The organism is Comamonas testosteroni (assembly GCF_014076415.1).
Lineage (GTDB): Bacteria > Pseudomonadota > Gammaproteobacteria > Burkholderiales > Burkholderiaceae_C > Comamonas > Comamonas testosteroni_F.
Map to the genome: position 1 here is coordinate 5,459,613 of NZ_CP043568.1, position 16,018 is coordinate 5,475,630.

Annotated in this window: 12 protein-coding genes; 7 read left to right on the forward strand and 5 right to left on the reverse strand. The window is 63.5% G+C overall.

Annotated elements, in window-relative coordinates; translation table 11 throughout:
* The first annotated feature begins 27 nt into the window (after positions 1–27).
* Positions 28–942, forward strand: coding sequence for a ChaN family lipoprotein (locus F0P97_RS25135; RefSeq protein ID WP_182284798.1), 915 nt, complete (start codon positions 28–30; stop codon positions 940–942).
* A gap of 5 nt (positions 943–947) precedes the next feature.
* Here F0P97_RS25135 and F0P97_RS25140 read toward each other — a convergent pair whose 3' ends face one another.
* Positions 948–1,271 carry a hypothetical protein gene (locus F0P97_RS25140; RefSeq protein WP_182284799.1) on the reverse strand — a complete coding sequence of 108 codons (324 nt, stop codon included), beginning with the start codon at positions 1,269–1,271 and terminating at the stop codon, positions 948–950.
* A complete protein-coding gene (locus F0P97_RS25145; RefSeq protein WP_182284800.1) occupies positions 1,271–3,979 on the reverse strand; it encodes an EAL and GGDEF domain-containing protein in 2,709 nt (902 codons plus the stop codon). The genes F0P97_RS25140 and F0P97_RS25145 overlap by 1 nt, the downstream gene beginning before the upstream one ends.
* Positions 3,980–4,030: 51 nt before the next feature.
* Between F0P97_RS25145 and purU the strand changes: the two genes are divergently transcribed.
* From purU to F0P97_RS25175, 6 genes are all read left to right on the forward strand, one after another.
* Complete coding sequence (purU, locus tag F0P97_RS25150; RefSeq protein ID WP_149354610.1) at positions 4,031–4,879, forward strand: formyltetrahydrofolate deformylase; 849 nt, start codon at positions 4,031–4,033, stop codon at positions 4,877–4,879.
* 24 nt (positions 4,880–4,903) lie between these two features.
* Positions 4,904–5,806 (forward strand): LysR substrate-binding domain-containing protein, encoded by a 903-nt coding sequence (locus tag F0P97_RS25155; protein WP_182284801.1) that lies wholly within the window; start codon positions 4,904–4,906, stop codon positions 5,804–5,806.
* A gap of 110 nt (positions 5,807–5,916) precedes the next feature.
* Positions 5,917–7,836 carry a UvrD-helicase domain-containing protein gene (locus F0P97_RS25160; RefSeq protein WP_182284802.1) on the forward strand — a complete coding sequence of 640 codons (1,920 nt, stop codon included), beginning with the start codon at positions 5,917–5,919 and terminating at the stop codon, positions 7,834–7,836.
* Positions 7,837–7,992: 156 nt separating this feature from the next.
* On the forward strand, positions 7,993–9,114 hold the full coding sequence (locus F0P97_RS25165) for an ABC transporter substrate-binding protein (RefSeq protein ID WP_182284803.1): 1,122 nt from the start codon (positions 7,993–7,995) through the stop codon (positions 9,112–9,114).
* A gap of 138 nt (positions 9,115–9,252) precedes the next feature.
* On the forward strand, positions 9,253–10,800 hold the full coding sequence (locus tag F0P97_RS25170; RefSeq protein ID WP_182284804.1) for an FAD-linked oxidase C-terminal domain-containing protein: 1,548 nt from the start codon (positions 9,253–9,255) through the stop codon (positions 10,798–10,800).
* 14 nt (positions 10,801–10,814) lie between these two features.
* A complete protein-coding gene (locus tag F0P97_RS25175; RefSeq protein ID WP_182284805.1) occupies positions 10,815–12,077 on the forward strand; it encodes a PQQ-dependent sugar dehydrogenase in 1,263 nt (420 codons plus the stop codon).
* A 21-nt stretch (positions 12,078–12,098) separates the two neighbouring features.
* Here the strand turns inward: F0P97_RS25175 and F0P97_RS25180 are convergent, their stop codons facing one another.
* The 3 genes from F0P97_RS25180 to F0P97_RS25190 form a co-directional block, all read right to left on the reverse strand.
* Positions 12,099–13,430: a D-serine ammonia-lyase gene (locus F0P97_RS25180; RefSeq protein WP_182284806.1), complete on the reverse strand. Its 1,332-nt coding sequence runs from the start codon at positions 13,428–13,430 to the stop codon at positions 12,099–12,101.
* A gap of 75 nt (positions 13,431–13,505) precedes the next feature.
* A complete protein-coding gene (locus tag F0P97_RS25185; protein ID WP_182284807.1) occupies positions 13,506–15,740 on the reverse strand; it encodes a phosphocholine-specific phospholipase C in 2,235 nt (744 codons plus the stop codon).
* 25 nt (positions 15,741–15,765) lie between these two features.
* Positions 15,766–15,939 carry a hypothetical protein gene (locus F0P97_RS25190; protein WP_182284808.1) on the reverse strand — a complete coding sequence of 58 codons (174 nt, stop codon included), beginning with the start codon at positions 15,937–15,939 and terminating at the stop codon, positions 15,766–15,768.
* Between the last annotated feature and the right edge of the window lie 79 nt (positions 15,940–16,018).

Consider the following 16,018-nt stretch of genomic DNA (forward strand, 5'->3'; position numbering starts at 1 on the left):
GTCTTTCAAGATTGGACTGCTCAAACTATGTGGACTGCATCTCAGGCATCTATGCGCCTGAAGCCTCATTCTTCGCGCCCCGCGCTTTCTTTTCTGGCCACGGCAGCCGCATTGCTGCTCGGCGGCTGCGCCCATCAGACCAGCACGCTAACCTCCAGTGCAGACTGGCAGCAGACGCTGGCGCAATGGACCGATGCCCAGGTCATCGCTCTTGGCGAGCAGCATGACCAGATTGCCCATCATCAGTGGGAAGCACAAACCGTGCAGCTGCTGGCGGCTGGGCAGCGCCTGGGCGCGCTGGTGATCGAGATGGCACCGGCCGGGGGCAGCACGGCCAGCCTGGCCACCACAGCGACCGAAGAGCAGGTGCAGCAGTCACTGCAATGGCAAAGCGGCGCTGCTGGCGGTGGCTGGCCCTGGCAGGACTATGGCCCCATGGTGATGAACGCCGTGCGCGCCGGTGTACCCGTACTGGGCGGCAATCTGCCGCGCGCGCAGATGAAGCAGACCATGGGCCAGTCCCGCTATGACAACCACCTGCCAGTCCCGGGCTGGCAGTTGCAGCTGGACGCCATCAAGGATGGACATTGCGGCCTGCTGCCCGAGTCCCAGTTCGCCCCCATGGCCCGCATCCAGCTGGCCCGCGATGAATCCATGGCCAAGGTCACGGCCACCGCCGTGCAGCAATTGAGCCGGCCCGGCCAGTCCGTGCTGCTGGTTGCGGGACGCAGCCATGTGCGCAGTGATATCGGCGTGCCCACCTGGCTGCCCAAGGATTTGAGGCAGAAAGTGGCGATAGCCCAATCGGATAAAGCGCCAACTGCTATCAGTATGAAAGCAGACAAGCTGCTGACACTGGCGGGCAATGCCTCACAGGACCAATGCGCCCAGTTGCGCGAGCAGTGGAAAGGCCGCCCAGCCCCCCAGACACGGGCCAACTGATCTGCTCAGTCCAGCAGCCCCTTGTTCCTGAGGGCCTGCTCAAGCAACCGCGCCAGCCGCTCATCCGGCAACTGGGCGGTGTAGTTCAGCGTGTGAAACCAGGGGTTGGGGTGCACGGTCTCGAAGTCGCAATCCAGCATGAGACGATAGCCACTGCGGGAAGGTGGGTGGTCCGTCAGGTATTCAGCCAGCCAGTCCTGCAGCCAATCGCCGCAGTCATCGAAGTTGTCGCAACCGAACACGGCCTCCACCAGCCTCAGCGGCAATTTGAAAGTAAAGCTCTGGGCCGGGTAATAAGGCTGGCAGGGCGGGCACATGGCTGAGTTCATCAAGCTGTCACGCCGCTCTGCACATCGACCAGGGGCTGGCCGGCGCCTGCTTTTTCCAGCAGCCGCGCAAAGTCCTCCGCCGGCAAGGGGCGGCTGCAGAAATAGCCCTGGAAGAAGTCACAGCCCTTGTCTTGCAGAAAAGACAGCTGCTCCTGCGTTTCCACGCCTTCGGCCAGTACCTTCAGGCCCATGGCATGACCCAGGGCAATGACCGAGCTGCTGATGGTCATATCGTCCGCGCTGTGCGGAATGTCACGGATAAAGCCCTGGTCGATCTTGAGCAGATCGAGCGGGAAGCGCTTGAGGTGCGCCAGCGACGAATAACCGGTGCCAAAGTCATCAATGGCCAGACGCAGGCCCAGCTCGCGCAGGCGGTTGAGCACGGCCAGCGCCTCTTCGGGCTTTTCGGCCAGTGCACTTTCGGTGATTTCCAGCTCCAGCAGGCTGGCCGGAAAACCCGACTTGTTGAGCGCATCGGCCGTAGCCCCGGCAATATCGGTCAGCAAAAACTGGTGCAGCGAGACATTGACTGCAATCGTCAGATCGGGCAGACCGGCAGCACGCCATTGCTGACCCTGACGACAGGCCTCACCCAGCACCCACAGACCCAGCTGGCCGATGACGCCCGAGTTTTCCGCCACGGGAATGAAACGGGCCGGCGAGATCAGGCCTTCCTCTGGGTCCAGCCAGCGCAACAGGGCTTCAGCCCCCATCAGGCGCCCCGTCGCCAGCTCAATCTGTGGCTGGTAATACAGACGCATATGGCCCAGCTCCAGCGCACGGCGCAGGCGCGCCTCCAGCGCCAGGCGCTCGCGGGCGGCCTGGGTCATGTTCTCATGGAAGAAGCACCAGGCATTGGAGCCTCTGGCCTTGGCTCCATACACCGCTGCATGGGCGCCCTGCAGCAGATCGTCGGCTGTCAATGCATGGTCGGGATACAGACAGATGCCTGCGCTGACGCTGACCACCACCGACAGGCCATCTGGCGTGGTCCAGGGCTGGCCGGCTGCTGCCATCAAGCGCTCGGCCACGTCCACCGCGCTGTCGCGACCGCAAATGGATTGCGCCACCACGCAGATTTCATCGCCCGCCAGGCGGCCAATGATGTCGCCGTGCCGCAAAGCACCCTGCATCTGCACAGACACATGCCTGAGCACCTCGTCGCCGATGGAGTGGCCATAGCTGTCGTTCACGTCCTTGAAGCGGTCGATATTGAACAGCAGCACGGCCATGCGACGGTTGGTGCTCCGACTCAATTCCACCGCCTCGCTCAGCATGCGCGTGAATTGAGAGCGGTTGGGCAGACCGGTCAAGGTGTCGCGATGGGCCAGAAACTCCAGTTGCTGCTCGCGCGCCTTCTCGGCCGAGATATCGGTGAACATGCAAACGTAATGCGTCACCTTGTCGTTGGCATCCTTGACCGCACTCAGCGACATGCGCTCAGGAAAGACCTCTCCATTCTTGCGCCGATTCCAAATTTCGCCCTGCCAGTGCCCTGTGGCGTGCATGCTGGCCCACATGGCGTCATAGAAGGCCTTGTCATGTCGGCCGGACTTGAACATGCGCGGCGTCTTGCCCAACATTTCCGCTTCGCTGAAGCCCAGCAGCTTCGTGAACGCGTGGTTGACCGAGAGAATTCGGCTGTGTGCATCGGTCACCACCACACCTTCGATGGTGTTGTCCACCACCGTGGAAGCCAGGCGGCTGCGCTCATCGGCCTCGCGACTCGCAGTCTGGTCGGAGAGCAGACCCGAGATCCGTATCAGGCGTCCGCTCTCATCCTTGTAGGCCTGGCCGCGTGCGCGGAACCAGCGATACAGACCGTCAAAGCACAGCAGACGTGCCGTCAGCACCAGCATGCTGTCCTGCTCCAGTGCTTGCTCGGCCTGGGCGCGCGCACCTGCGGCATCTTCGGGGTGCAGGCGCTGTTGGAAATCGAACTCCCGGGCCAGATCCTGGCCCTGATAGCGCAGCAAGGCACTCATGCCCGTGGAGAAGTTCAGCCGCTGCTCGAGCGCGTCCCACTCCCACACGCCATTGCCGCTGCCCTCCAGCGCCAGGCGCAGCATGGTCTCGCTGCGCATCATGGCCTTGCGCGCACTCACCATCTCGCTGAGGTCCTGCAGCACGCAGACCAGGGCCACCGGCCCGTCCACACCCGAAGCCGCCACGCGGCTGGTGGTGCACAGCACGGGCGTAACCTTGCCGGTGCCGGCATTCACGCATTGGCGCAGCACCTGGAAGTAATCGGTGCTGCCGTCCAGCAGGCGCTGCAGCTGCAGAGCAACCTCGTCCTGGTCATTCACCGGCACCAGCACCCGGAAATCCTGACCGCGCAGCGACTCGACGCTGCAGCCCAGCCAACCCGCCAGCTTGGCATTGGCCCAGACAATCTCGGCACCGCCCACATGCACGCGAGCCATGCCGGCCGGTGCGTGGCGCACCACCAGCTCCAGCTCCTGCGCCGTCTCCCGGCCACGCTGGTCGGCGCGCGCCTTGCGCTGCATGAACAAAAGTGCAACCAGCGCTGTCGCCAGCAACCAAACAATGAACAGGCCTATCTGCCAACGCAGCGACTGTCGATTCAGCGATACATCAAAATAGCCGAGCACGCCCGCCTGCGCCCCCAACCAAAGCATCCCCACGCACAAATAGAGGGTGACAATCACCCAGGGTGTGAGCGGAGAATGCCCCTCCTCGCTTTTCATGAATTTCCTTTGTCCGCAGGGTCCTCGCCTTGCTGCGACAATTGCCGAGCTATGACCCAAGCCTATATTTTGACTTTATCCTGCCCAGACCGACTGGGCCTGGTGCATGCCGTTTCCGGATTCTTGCTTGAACAAGGCGGCAATATTGAAGAAGCAGCGCAGTACAACGACCCGGTAACCGGTCTGTTCTTCATGCGCGTGCAGTTTGCCTGCGATGGCAAAGACGCCGCCTCTTTAAAGGCATCCGTTGCCGAATTAGCTGATCAATATCAAATGCAGTGGAGTTTGCACTCCAAGGCCGAGCGCATCAAGACCGTCATCATGGTCAGCAAGGAAGGCCACTGCCTCAACGACCTGCTGTTCCGCTGGAAGTCGGGCCTGCTGCCCATCGAGATCAAGGCCATCATCAGCAACCACCGCGAGTTCTATCAGCTGGCGGCCAGCTACAACATCCCCTTCCATCACATTCCCGTGACTGCCGCGACCAAGGCCCAGGCCGAAGAGCGCCAGTACGAGATCATCGAGGAGGAAGGCGCCGAGCTGGTGGTGCTGGCGCGCTACATGCAGGTGCTGTCCAACGACCTGTGCAAAAAGCTGGCCGGCCGCGCCATCAATATCCACCACAGCTTCCTGCCCAGCTTCAAGGGCGCCAAGCCCTACTACCAGGCGCATGACCGCGGCGTGAAGCTGATCGGTGCCACCGCCCACTATGTGACGGCCGACCTCGACGAAGGCCCGATCATAGAGCAGGACGTGGCACGCGCCGACCATACCGACACCGTGGAGGACCTGACGGCCCGTGGCCGCGACACCGAGAGCCAAGTTCTGGCCCGTGCCGTGAAGTGGCATAGCGAGCGCCGCGTCATTCTCAACGGTCACAAGACCGTGGTGTTCCGCTAAATCCCTGGGCTTGGGATTGATCATATGACCCGCAGCCCCGGCGCCTTGAACAGCATTACGGCCAGGCGGATTCCGCCGATACAGTGCCTGCTCACCTTCGAGGCTCTGGCGCGGCTGCGCTCGGTCACGTTGACGGCGGAGGAGCTGTGCGTCACGCCCAGCGCCGTCAGCCACAGGGTCAAGCAGCTGGAGCAGATTCTGGGAGCGCGCCTGTTCGGCCGCACGGATTTCTCGCTGACCACGGATGGCAGCTCCTATCTGGCCCATGTGCGTGAAGGCCTGGGCGCCTTGCAACGCTTTCCGGGAGCGTCAGCCTCGCCTGGGCGCAGGCGCCTGAAGCTGGCCGTCACCCCCACTTTTGCGCGCGTGATCCTGATCCCGCGCCTGCGCCAGTTCACCGAGGCCTATCCCGAGATCGACATTGCGCTGCAGGTGTCGATTCCGCTGCTGGATGTGATCGGCGAGGACGCCGACCTGATGGTGCGCTTCGGCGCCGGCCACTATGCCGATGTGGAGCATATCGAGCTGGCCCGCGACACGGTCACACCGCTGGCCTCGCCCAGCTTCATCCGCGAACATGGCCCGTTCGAGCGCCCTGAAGACCTGGAAGGCATGCCGCTGCTGCGCAGCCCGCTGGAGCCCTGGCGCACCTGGTTCGCCGCCACCGGCCTCGACATGGCCGAGCCCAACGAAGGCTCGCAGTTCAACGATATCGGCCTGATGTGCGATGCCGCGTCGGCCAGCATGGGCATAGCCCTGGTACGTCACAAGCTCGGCGCCCCCTGGCTGGAAAACGGAACGCTGGTACGCCTTTTCGATGTCGATGCACCCAGCCCGCACGCTCACTACCTGTGCTGGAAGACCGGCATCATGGACCGCTGGGAATGCGCTGCCTTCGCTGAGTGGCTGCGCAAGGCGATGGGCTGAGCTGCCCCCGCGGCTTCGCTGCGGCACAGCTCTTGCTCGCCGTCCCTGGCCCGGCGAGCAGTTCGTTACACGGGCTGCTCGATGGATAACGAAGATGGAGCACCCACGGCATGAACCTGCAGCCCAGGCTGTACCCCGGCCTTGACCAGAACCAGGCCCTCAACAGAGAAGCGTCCTCGCTGCTCATCCGCGCCCTGGCCGGCACGGGCAAGACGACCACGCTGGCCATCAAGGCCGCCGACCTGATCCGCACCCAGGGCGCACGCAACGTGCTGATGCTGGCCTACTCGGAGGCCGGCATCAAGGCCATTCAGGCGCGCCTGGACCGGCTCTCCGCCATGCCCCTCGAAGGCCTGCATCTGCTCACTCTGGAGCATTTTTGCGCCCGCCTGCTCGAAGAGCAGGGCGACCCTGTACCCATGCTCTCCTCCGGCCTGGAGAAGAATCTGCTCATCCAGCAGGCGCATGAAGCGCTGTCGCAAGAGGCCGAGCGGCATGCCGAGCTCGACATTCCCGAGCTGGCGGACTACTTCGCCCGGCCTCTGGACATCAGTGCCTTCCTCGCTTTCGAGGCCCAGGCCAAGCAGTGCATGCTGGAACTCGACATCGACGACAGCGGCCTCGGCGCGCTGGCATATTGCCGAGACAACGCCCTGGACTACGGCCTGTACCGGCTGCTGCGCAGCTATGAGCGGCTGCGCGCAGGCCCCACCCAGGAGCCACTGTTCTATGCACCCGGCGACTGCACCTATGCGCTGGCCTGCCAGCTGGCCGCACTGGACTTCGATGCCGACTTCCCTTTGCTGCAGGGTCGCTTCGAAGCCGTGCTGTTCGACGAACTGCAGGACCTGGACGAGGCCGCGCTGCTGGTGCTGCGCCATCTGGCGCGCGGCAACGGGCGCTTCATCGGTGTCGGCGACTTCAACCAGCACATACTGCCTGGCGCCTCCTCCATCTTTGGCGACAGCGCCCAGCGCATACTGCAGGAGCTGCCCGCGGGCACCGGCCAGGCCACGCTCAACACGACCTATCGCTTCGGCCCCGTCATCTGCCAGGAACTGAACCGGCTCTTCGGCGTGGAGTTCGACGCCCATTACCGCAACGCCTCGGCCTGGTTCGAACATCGCCATGGCGATGACGAGGACTGCGCCCGGCAATTGCTGGATATTCATGCCGCCGTGGCCCGTCAGCCCCGCAAACCGCAGGATCCGCCGGCCGTGTTGCGTGTCATCCTGCATTCGCCCGAAGATTCGGTACTGCTTGAATGGCTGTTCGCCCACGAGGGCGTGCACTATGCCTGCAAAGGCATGCAGCGCTTCTACCAGCGCCGCGAAATCGCCCTGGTGCTGGCCATGCTGTGGGCCATGCAGGGCTGCAGCGGCGGTGCGCTGCTCTCGCAAGGCATTCTGAGCAGCGCTGCCGAAGGTCTGATGCGCTATGTGCGCCATGCCAGCCCGCCCGACCGGGATCTGCTGGCCAACGGCCTGTTCGACATGACTGCACTGGGCGACGCCCCGCCGGAATCCGACACGCTGCGCATCGCCGCCGAACTCATGGGACAGCAAGCCGCCATGCGCCGCTTCCTCGCCGCCTACATCGCACCAGACTCCCCCTGTGCCCGGTTGCTGGCCCTGCCCGCCGACCAGTGCGCCGATGCGGGGCAGTTGCTCCGGCACCCTCTGTTACGACAGTTCTTTGCCCAGGCCCCCATCAGCCAGGACGAACTGGGCCAGTGCCTGGCCAGCCTGCAAGCGCTGTCGCGCATCTGCGCCGGGCTTTCCGTCGATGAATTCCTGGGCCGCCTCAGCCTCATGGTCCAGTCGAGCATCGCGCAGCATCAGCGCCATGAAAAACCCAGCTTGCAACTGCTCACGGTAGAGCGCAGCAAAGGCCATGAATACGAGTATGTAGCCGTGCCCTTTGTCAATTCCAGGCACTTCTCGCCCAATGCGAGCGACCCACAGCGCAACATGCTCTACGTCGCCATGACCCGTGCCAGCAAGCGCCTGTGGATACTGGAGAGCAGATGACGACGCAAGGCCATGGGACGATGCAGATCAAGCCCGTATCTCATAAGCGGGTCAAAACACCATAACGTCGCACCCAGCCGACATGGCCACAGTTGCCCTCTCCCACTCTTGTTGCAAGCCTCCCACCATGGGCTGACGACAACGAGGAGGAGACCCATGCAAACCCCATCGCGCTGCGCCTGGCTACTGGCCGTCGGCATCACCGCCAGCCTGACCCTGCATGCGCAGGAGAACAAGCTCACCATAGGCGCCAGCTTGCCGCTGTCAGGCCCGCAGGCCGAGGCCGGCAAGGAAGGGATGAGCATCATGCAGGCGCAGGTGGAGGCATTCAACAAGCAGGGAGGCCTGGGCGGCAAAGCTTTGACACTCAAGGTGCTGGACGATGGCTACGAGCCACAGCGCGCCGCCAGCAATGCACGCCAACTGGTCCAGGAAGGAGCCCTGGCCCTGCTCAACTGCTGGGGAACGGCCAGTTGCACAGCCATGCAACCCGAGGTACAGCAAGGCCAGACGGCCCTGGTGGGCGTGATTGCCGGAGCCGGCAGCATGCGCCAGCAACCGGGCCGTTTCATCTATCCGCTGCGCGCCAGCACCCAGGCTGAAATCGCGGCCATGCTGCAGCAGATGCAGACCATAGGTCTGCGGCGGATCGCCATCGTTCACCAGAACGACGGCTTCGGCAAAGACAGTCTGCAGATTGCCCTGGCCGCCTTTGCCGCCAAGGACCTCAAACCCGCCATCACGCTGGCCGTGGAAGCATCGGGTGCCAATACCCCTGACCTGGCCAGGCAACTGGCCGCCCTGCCCGATCTCCAGGGCGTCATCGTGCTGGCGGGTGCCCCTGCCAGCATAGGTCTGATCACCATGGCCAGACAGGCTCATGTCACGGCGCCTTTCTACAACCTGGCCGCCCAGGCCAACCGCGCCGTGGTGCAAGGGCTGGGCCCTTATACACGCGGCATTGCCTTCACCACCCTGGTGCCCAGTCCCTGGAAAGGCGCGGTTCCGGCCATCAAGGACTACCAGCAGCTTCTCGACCACGGCGGCATGCCGCCTGCCTCCTATCTGGGCCTGGAAGTCTTTCTCAATACCCGAACCCTGCTGGATGCGCTGCGTAAAGCTGCGCCCACAAGCAATCGAGCGGGCTTGCTGGCCGCCCTCGACGCCATGGGCGAGATTCGCTACGGCGCCATGCATCTGCGCTTCACACCGCCGCGCACCGGCTCCAGCTATGTGGGGCTGACCATGATTGATGCGAGCGGTCATTTCAGGGAATAAATCAACTTCAATTCTTATTCATCAATCGTCAACAGCTATCATTTCAAGAGCAAATATCATCATCATCGCAAAGCATTTCAAGCAGCTTTGCAATAAAGCTCACACCAATGCGCGGGCGCATCCCCTACATTTGCAGGCATGACGTTCGCCAGCACTTTTACCGATCTCGTCGCCACCTCCAGCGCAGCGGCCAACGCCGCGCACCACCCGCCCGAGCAGTCCGAGCGTGCTCGGCGCCAGGCCGAGGTGGTGGAGGCCCTGCGCCCCCATGTGCCGGCGCATGCCCTGCTCTATCAGAGCGAAGACACCACACCCTATGAGTGCGACGGACTGACGGCCTACCGCCAGCGCCCTCTGCTGGTCTGCCTGCCCGAGACTTATGCACAGGTGCAGGCTGTGCTCAAGACCTGCCACGCCATAGGAGCGCCCGTCATTGCACGTGGCGCGGGGACGGGGCTTTCGGGCGGTGCCATGCCTCACCCCATGGGCGTGACGCTGTCGCTGGCGAAATTCAACAAAATCCTCAAGGTCGACGCCTACAGCCGCACGGCCCTGGTTCAATGCGGCGTGCGCAACCTCGCCATCAGCGAAGCCGCTGCCCCCTACGGTCTGTACTATGCGCCCGACCCCAGCAGCCAGATCGCCTGCACCATCGGCGGCAACGTGGCCGAAAACTCGGGCGGCGTGCACTGCCTCAAGTACGGGCTCACGGTGCACAACGTGCTCAAAGTGAAAGGCTTCAGCATCGAAGGCGAGCCCGTCGAGTTCGGCTCGGATGCTCTCGACACCCCCGGTCTGGACCTGCTGGCCGTCATGATAGGCAGCGAAGGCATGCTGGCCGTGGTGACCGAGGTCACGGTCAAGCTCGTGCCCAAGCCCCAGCTGGCGCGCTGCATCATGGCCAGCTTCGACGATGTGCGCAAAGCGGGCGACGCGGTGGCTGCGGTGATCGCGGCCGGCATCATTCCGGCGGGTCTGGAAATGATGGACAAGCCCATGACGGCCGCCGTGGAGGACTTTGTGCGCGCCGGCTACGACCTCACGGCAGAAGCCATTTTGCTTTGCGAGAGTGACGGCACGCCCGAGGAGGTCGAGGAAGAGATCGCCCGCATGAGCGAAGTGCTGCGCCACGCCGGCGCCACGGCCATCACCGTCAGCGAAAGCGAGGAAGAGCGTCTGCGTTTCTGGAGCGGACGCAAGAACGCCTTTCCCGCCAGCGGCCGCATCAGCCCTGATTACATGTGCATGGACTCCACCATTCCGCGCAAGCGTCTGGCCGACATCCTGCTGGCGATTCAGGAGATGGAGAAGAAATACCAGTTGCGCTGCGCCAATGTATTCCATGCAGGAGACGGCAATCTGCACCCCCTGATCCTGTTCGATGCCAACAACCCCGACGAACTGCACCGCTGCGAGCTGTTCGGCGCCGACATTCTGGAAACCAGCGTTGCCATGGGCGGCACGGTGACGGGCGAGCATGGTGTGGGCGTGGAAAAGCTCAACAGCATGTGCACCCAGTTCACCACGGCCGAGAACGCCCAGATGTTCGCGCTCAAGGCGGCGTTTGACCCGCAATCGCTGCTCAACCCCGGCAAGGTGATTCCCACGCTCAACCGCTGCGCCGAGTACGGCAAGATGCTGGTGCGCGGCGGGCAGATTGCCCATCCCGATCTGCCGCGCTTTTAACCGCCAGCAGAGCCATGCAGCGCAAATACCGATTGATTCTGAGTCTGTCTGCGCTGTTGCTCATGGCTGCCAGCCCAGGTGCGCATGCGCGCGGCTATGTCTCCACCGGCAAATGCGGCATCTATCCGCGCCTGGCCATCACCAGCCCCGCCGGCACCTGCGTGGGGTTGATTGCCGACGAGGCCCACGGCCTGCGCTTTCCGCGCCGCGTATTGGAGATTGAGCCGGGCCGTATCTGGGTGCTGGACATGGGCAACTGGATGCCGCAGCAGGGCCGGCTGATCGAGCTGCGGCTGCCGCCTGACGCCGCCACAGCCGCCAATGCCAACACCACGGACAGGGCCGTCGAAGCCAGAGTGTTGCTGAGCAAGCTCAACTACCCTTCGGGCATGGTGCGCGGGCCGGACGGAAAAATCTATATCGGCGAGGCCGACAAAATCTGGCGTGCCGCCGTTCCCACGTTGGGCCAGCCGCCGCAGCCCGAGGTGCTGGCAGGCAATCTGCCCGCCGACGGTGCCCATATGCTCAAGGAGCTGAGCTTTGCGCCCGATGGCAGCCTGTACGTCAACATGGGCAGCTTCAGCGACAGCTGCCGTGGCGAGGATCAAAAGCAGCCCATGCCCTGCCCCGAACGCACGGGCGCCATGCCGCGCGCTGCCGTCTGGCGCATGGTGCTGCAGGCTGGCAAGCAGCCCGTCAAGGAATTCAAACCCTTTGCCAGCGGTCTGCGCAACTCCATGGCGCTGGCCGTGATGCCCGACGGCCCTGCGGCAGGCACCGTCTGGCAAGGCGAAAACAATATCGACTACCGCGACCCCAGGCAGCCGCCGGAGGAGCTCAACCTGCTGCACGCGGGTGCCGACTACGGTTGGCCTTACTGCATAGGCGCACGCCAAAACGCACAGGGCTATGAAAAGCGCTTTGACTGCAGCAAGACCGAGGCACCGCATATGCTGTGGCCCGCCCATGTGGCGCCGCTGCAGATGCTGGCCACGCCTGTGGGCAGCGCATTTGGCGGGCAATTGCTGGTGGCCTGGCACGGCCAACGCGCAGACGGTCAACGCCTCGTGGGCTTTGCGCGCGACGACAAGGGCCGGCCCTCTGGCAAACCCATTCAATGGCTGAGCAACTGGGACGCCAGGCCCGGACTGCGTCCCGGTGGCCGCCCCACGGGCATGGGCCTCGATCATGCGGGTCGCCTGCTGGTGGTCGAGGATTTCAACCGCAGCCTGCTGATGCTGATGAGTGAAGCGGGCACGGCGCCAAGACCCAGGTAAACAGGTAACCAGGTAAGGTGCTCAGTTCAGCAGATCGCGTCCACGCGCCAGAAACCTCGCGTACTCCTCGTCGGGGACAAACAGGCCGCCCGTGGTCCAGACAATATGTGTAGCGTTTGCCATGTGCGGCAGCAGCTTCTGGCGCTGCAGATAATCCTGGCCCGCAACACTCTCCAACAAGGCACGCGGACCGCTAAAGCCTGCTGCGGCCGATGGCTCGATCTGCAGCCCCTCTCTATCCTTCAGCAGGCACAGATGGCGAAACAGGGTTTCGTCCTCCACAGTGAAAACTCCGCCGAGAAAGCCACGCACCACGTCGGCCGCCAGCTCCGATGCACGCGGCACTGCCAGGCCATCGGCCTCGGTCTGGTTGTTCAGGCCCAGCTCATAGACCGAAGGATGGGCATCCAGACCGGGCAGCGCTGCAGCACCGGCCAGCATCTCAATCATGAAGCAGGGCGACTGCACGGGCTCGGCAAAAAAACAATGCGCATTCGGTCCGAATGCCTGCTGCAGACCCAGGGCCACGCCGCCGGGCGCCCCCCCAACGCCGCAAGGAATATAGACAAACAAAGGATGCGTTTCATCCACGGCAATCTCGTTCTCTGCAAGTTGCGCGACCAAGTGCGGAGCCGCCGCCGCATAGCCAAGCAACAGCGAAAGCGAATGCTCGTCATCCACAAAGTGACAGTGCGTATCCTGGTCGGCCAGCGCGCGGCCTGCGGCCACGGCCTGGGCGTAGTCGCCGGCGTGCTCCACCACCTGCACGCCACGCGCACGCAGGCGCTGCTTTTTCCACTCCTTGGCATCGGCAGACATATGGACCGTTGCCTTGAAGCCCAGGCCCGATGCCATGACGCCAATCGACAGACCCAGATTGCCCGTGGAGCCTACCGCCACCTGGTACCTGGCGAACACCGCACGCGCAGCATCGGACGCCAGTTGCAGATAGTCGCCATCGGCCAGCAGGCCATGCTGCAAAGCGATCTGCTCCGCATACTCCAGCACCTCATGCACGCCACCGCGTGCCTTGATGGAGCCCGCTACTGGCAGGCTGTGATCGGCCTTGAGCCAGAGCCGGCCCAGTTGCTCGGGCAGCTGCAAAGCCTGCTGCATCTGCGGCACGTGCAGCAGCGCCGACTCAATACGTCCGCCAGATGCCTGTAACTCTGGAAACAGTTGCGCCAGCAAGGGCGCAAAGCGTTCAAAACGCTGTACAGCCTGCTGAACCTGGGCTGCGTCTATAGAGTGTGTGGACCGAGCACTCTCGCTGCGCCCGGCCCATAGCGTGGGCCGGGCATCACGCAGGTCTTCAACAAGGTCGCGCAGTGCGGAGAAAGTCATGGCAGGCATCCATCGTCATACAAGAGCGCCATATTAGGGCCAATGGTGCAGGCCAGACAGGTCCGCAAAGGCGCAGCATGGTCGCTATACCTCGCCCATGGCCGGATCGCTGATTGTGTGCTGACCGGTTTCCACGCGGCCGGCAAAGCGCCGGTAGTACGCCGGATCGCTGTTGCAGGTCACGGCAAAGTCATACCACTGGCCACTGGCCTTCAGCTCCCAATGCCTTTCGGCGCTGGCGGCGGCGGCAACGCTAACCGTCCAGGGACCGTCGCTGAGGTAGGCCATGGGTGTGATGGTGAACACCGCAGCCTGAGTGCCCTTGTTCATCAGATCCACGTAGACATTGCCATTGGCGATGTCGTAGCAAACACGCACCTCGGGGGCGGCCTGTGTACTGCCCAGGCGATTCAGGTCGCCCTTGAAGTGGCGGTGAAAACCGTTGGGCCCCAGCACCCAGAGGTCGTACTTGCCGAAATTGTCGCGCAAGGCATCCCAGGTATCGGACAGCGTCTTGCCCGCTTCCACCATATAGCGGCGCGGCGTGCGATCCAGCTTGTAGCGGTCGTAGACATGGAAGACGGCCGCCTGCGTGCCGGTGTTGGCAAACACCAGCTCCACCGGGCCGTTGCTCTGGCAGCGCGCACTGGTATGCAGCTCGTAGGGCAAGGCCCGCGACGGACGTGTACCGACTGCCTGCAAAGGCAGCTGCATATCGCGCGGCACTGGCACGGCGGGCAGCTTTTGCTGATCGGCACGCAGCTGGTCGGCGACATCGCGGGTGGAGCGACCGGCCAGCACGGGCAGGGTCTCGTTGTTCGGCGTCTTGAAGTTGAAGGTACTCAGAAGATCTCCACATACCGCACGACGGAACGGGCTGATATTGGGTTCCTTCACGCCAAAGCGTGCCTCCAGAAAACGCAGCACCGACGTATGGTCGAATACCTGAGAATTGACCCAGCCGCCACGACTCCAGGGCGAGATCACATACAGCGGAACTCGCGGCCCGGGACCATAGACACGGCCATCGGGGGCGGGCTGGCTGCGGCTGCCTTCCGGAGCGCCATGCGTGAAGTACTCGGCCTGCAGATCGGCTTGCGGCAGCGTGGTCTTGCCTGCATAGGTCTTGTCGGCGTTCTGCGATGGAGCCGAGGGCGAAGGCATATGGTCGAAATAGCCGTCGTTCTCGTCGAAATTGACCAGCAGCACGGTCTTGCTCCAGACCTCGGGATTGGCCGTCAACGCGTCCAGCACCTCCTGCAGAAACCAGGCGCCCTGCACAGGGCTTGATGGACCGGGGTGTTCGCAATAGATGGACGGTGCATTGACCCAGGACACCTGCGGCAGCCTGCCTTCACGAATATCGCGCTTGAAAGCGTCCAGGTATTCCTCGGGCTTGTTGCCGGGCAAGGTGTTGGCCACGCCTTTGTACAGCGGGTTGGCAGCGTCGTCGCTGGCCGCGTCATAGGCATGGTAGGGCAAGGCCTGGCCGGTGTTGGTATACGGCGCATTGGGCGCGCCGCCACTGGAGACGGGAAAGCCAGAGGCCAGATTGGCGCGACGAAAGCTCTGGAACGCCCCCAGCATGTTGTCGCCCCACTCGTCGGGCATGTTCTGGTAGCTGATCCAGCTCACCCCGGCTTCCTGCAGCCGCTCGGCATAAGTCTTCCATGTGTAGCCGGTGTTGGCGTCGCTGGGCACGCCGTTGATGGCATCCCACTCGTTATTCACGAAAGCCACGTTCTGGGGCACGGCACCGTTGGTGCCCGTCATGTGGAATGAGCGGTTGGCATCGGTGCCGGTGTGCATGGCGCAGTGGTAGGCATCGCAGATCGTGAAGGCATTTGCCAGCGCGAACTGGTAGGGCAGCTCCTGCTCCTTGAAATAGCCCATGGAGGTGTCCGTCTTGGCCACGGGCCAGCGCGACATGCGGCCGTTGTCCCAGGCCTGCTGACTGTCCAGCCAGGAATGGGGAGTGCCGGAAACGCGCTGCGCGTTGTTGGCCGTTCCGTCCAGATGGTAGGGCGTGATGACCGTACCGTTGGCACGCTCCTGCTGCCAGACCTTGCGGCCGTTGGGCACGGGAATCGTCATCCGGTCGCCAAAGCCGCGCACCCCTTTGAGGGTGCCGAAGTACTGATCGAAGGAGCGGTTTTCCTGCATCAGGATCACCACATGCTGCACGTCCATGACCGTGCCTGTGACATTGTTGGCCGGAATGGCCAGCGCACGGCGGATGCTCGGAGGAAACGCTGCCAGTGCGGCAGCGGAAAAGGCGGCGTTCTTGCCGGCCTGCAGAAGGTTGCGTCGCGAAATCATGGTGAAGCCTTGTCTGTCACCGCGCTCAGGGAGCACAGCGCATCTCCGGCTTGGCCGGCTCGGTGGGGGTCGTGGGATTGCTGGGATTGGTGGGGGTCGTCGGGGCAGGCGGGCTGTCATCGCTGCCTCCACAGGCGGCCAGCGTGGCGGCCGTCAGGCAGACGAGCGCCAGCGCCTTGATCAAACGCTTGTTTTGCATGGAGTCTTTCACTTGGATGTCGACAGGTTTCGACCGGCAAGAATCTAGGAAAAGCTCGTGTCATCCCGATGACGTCCGT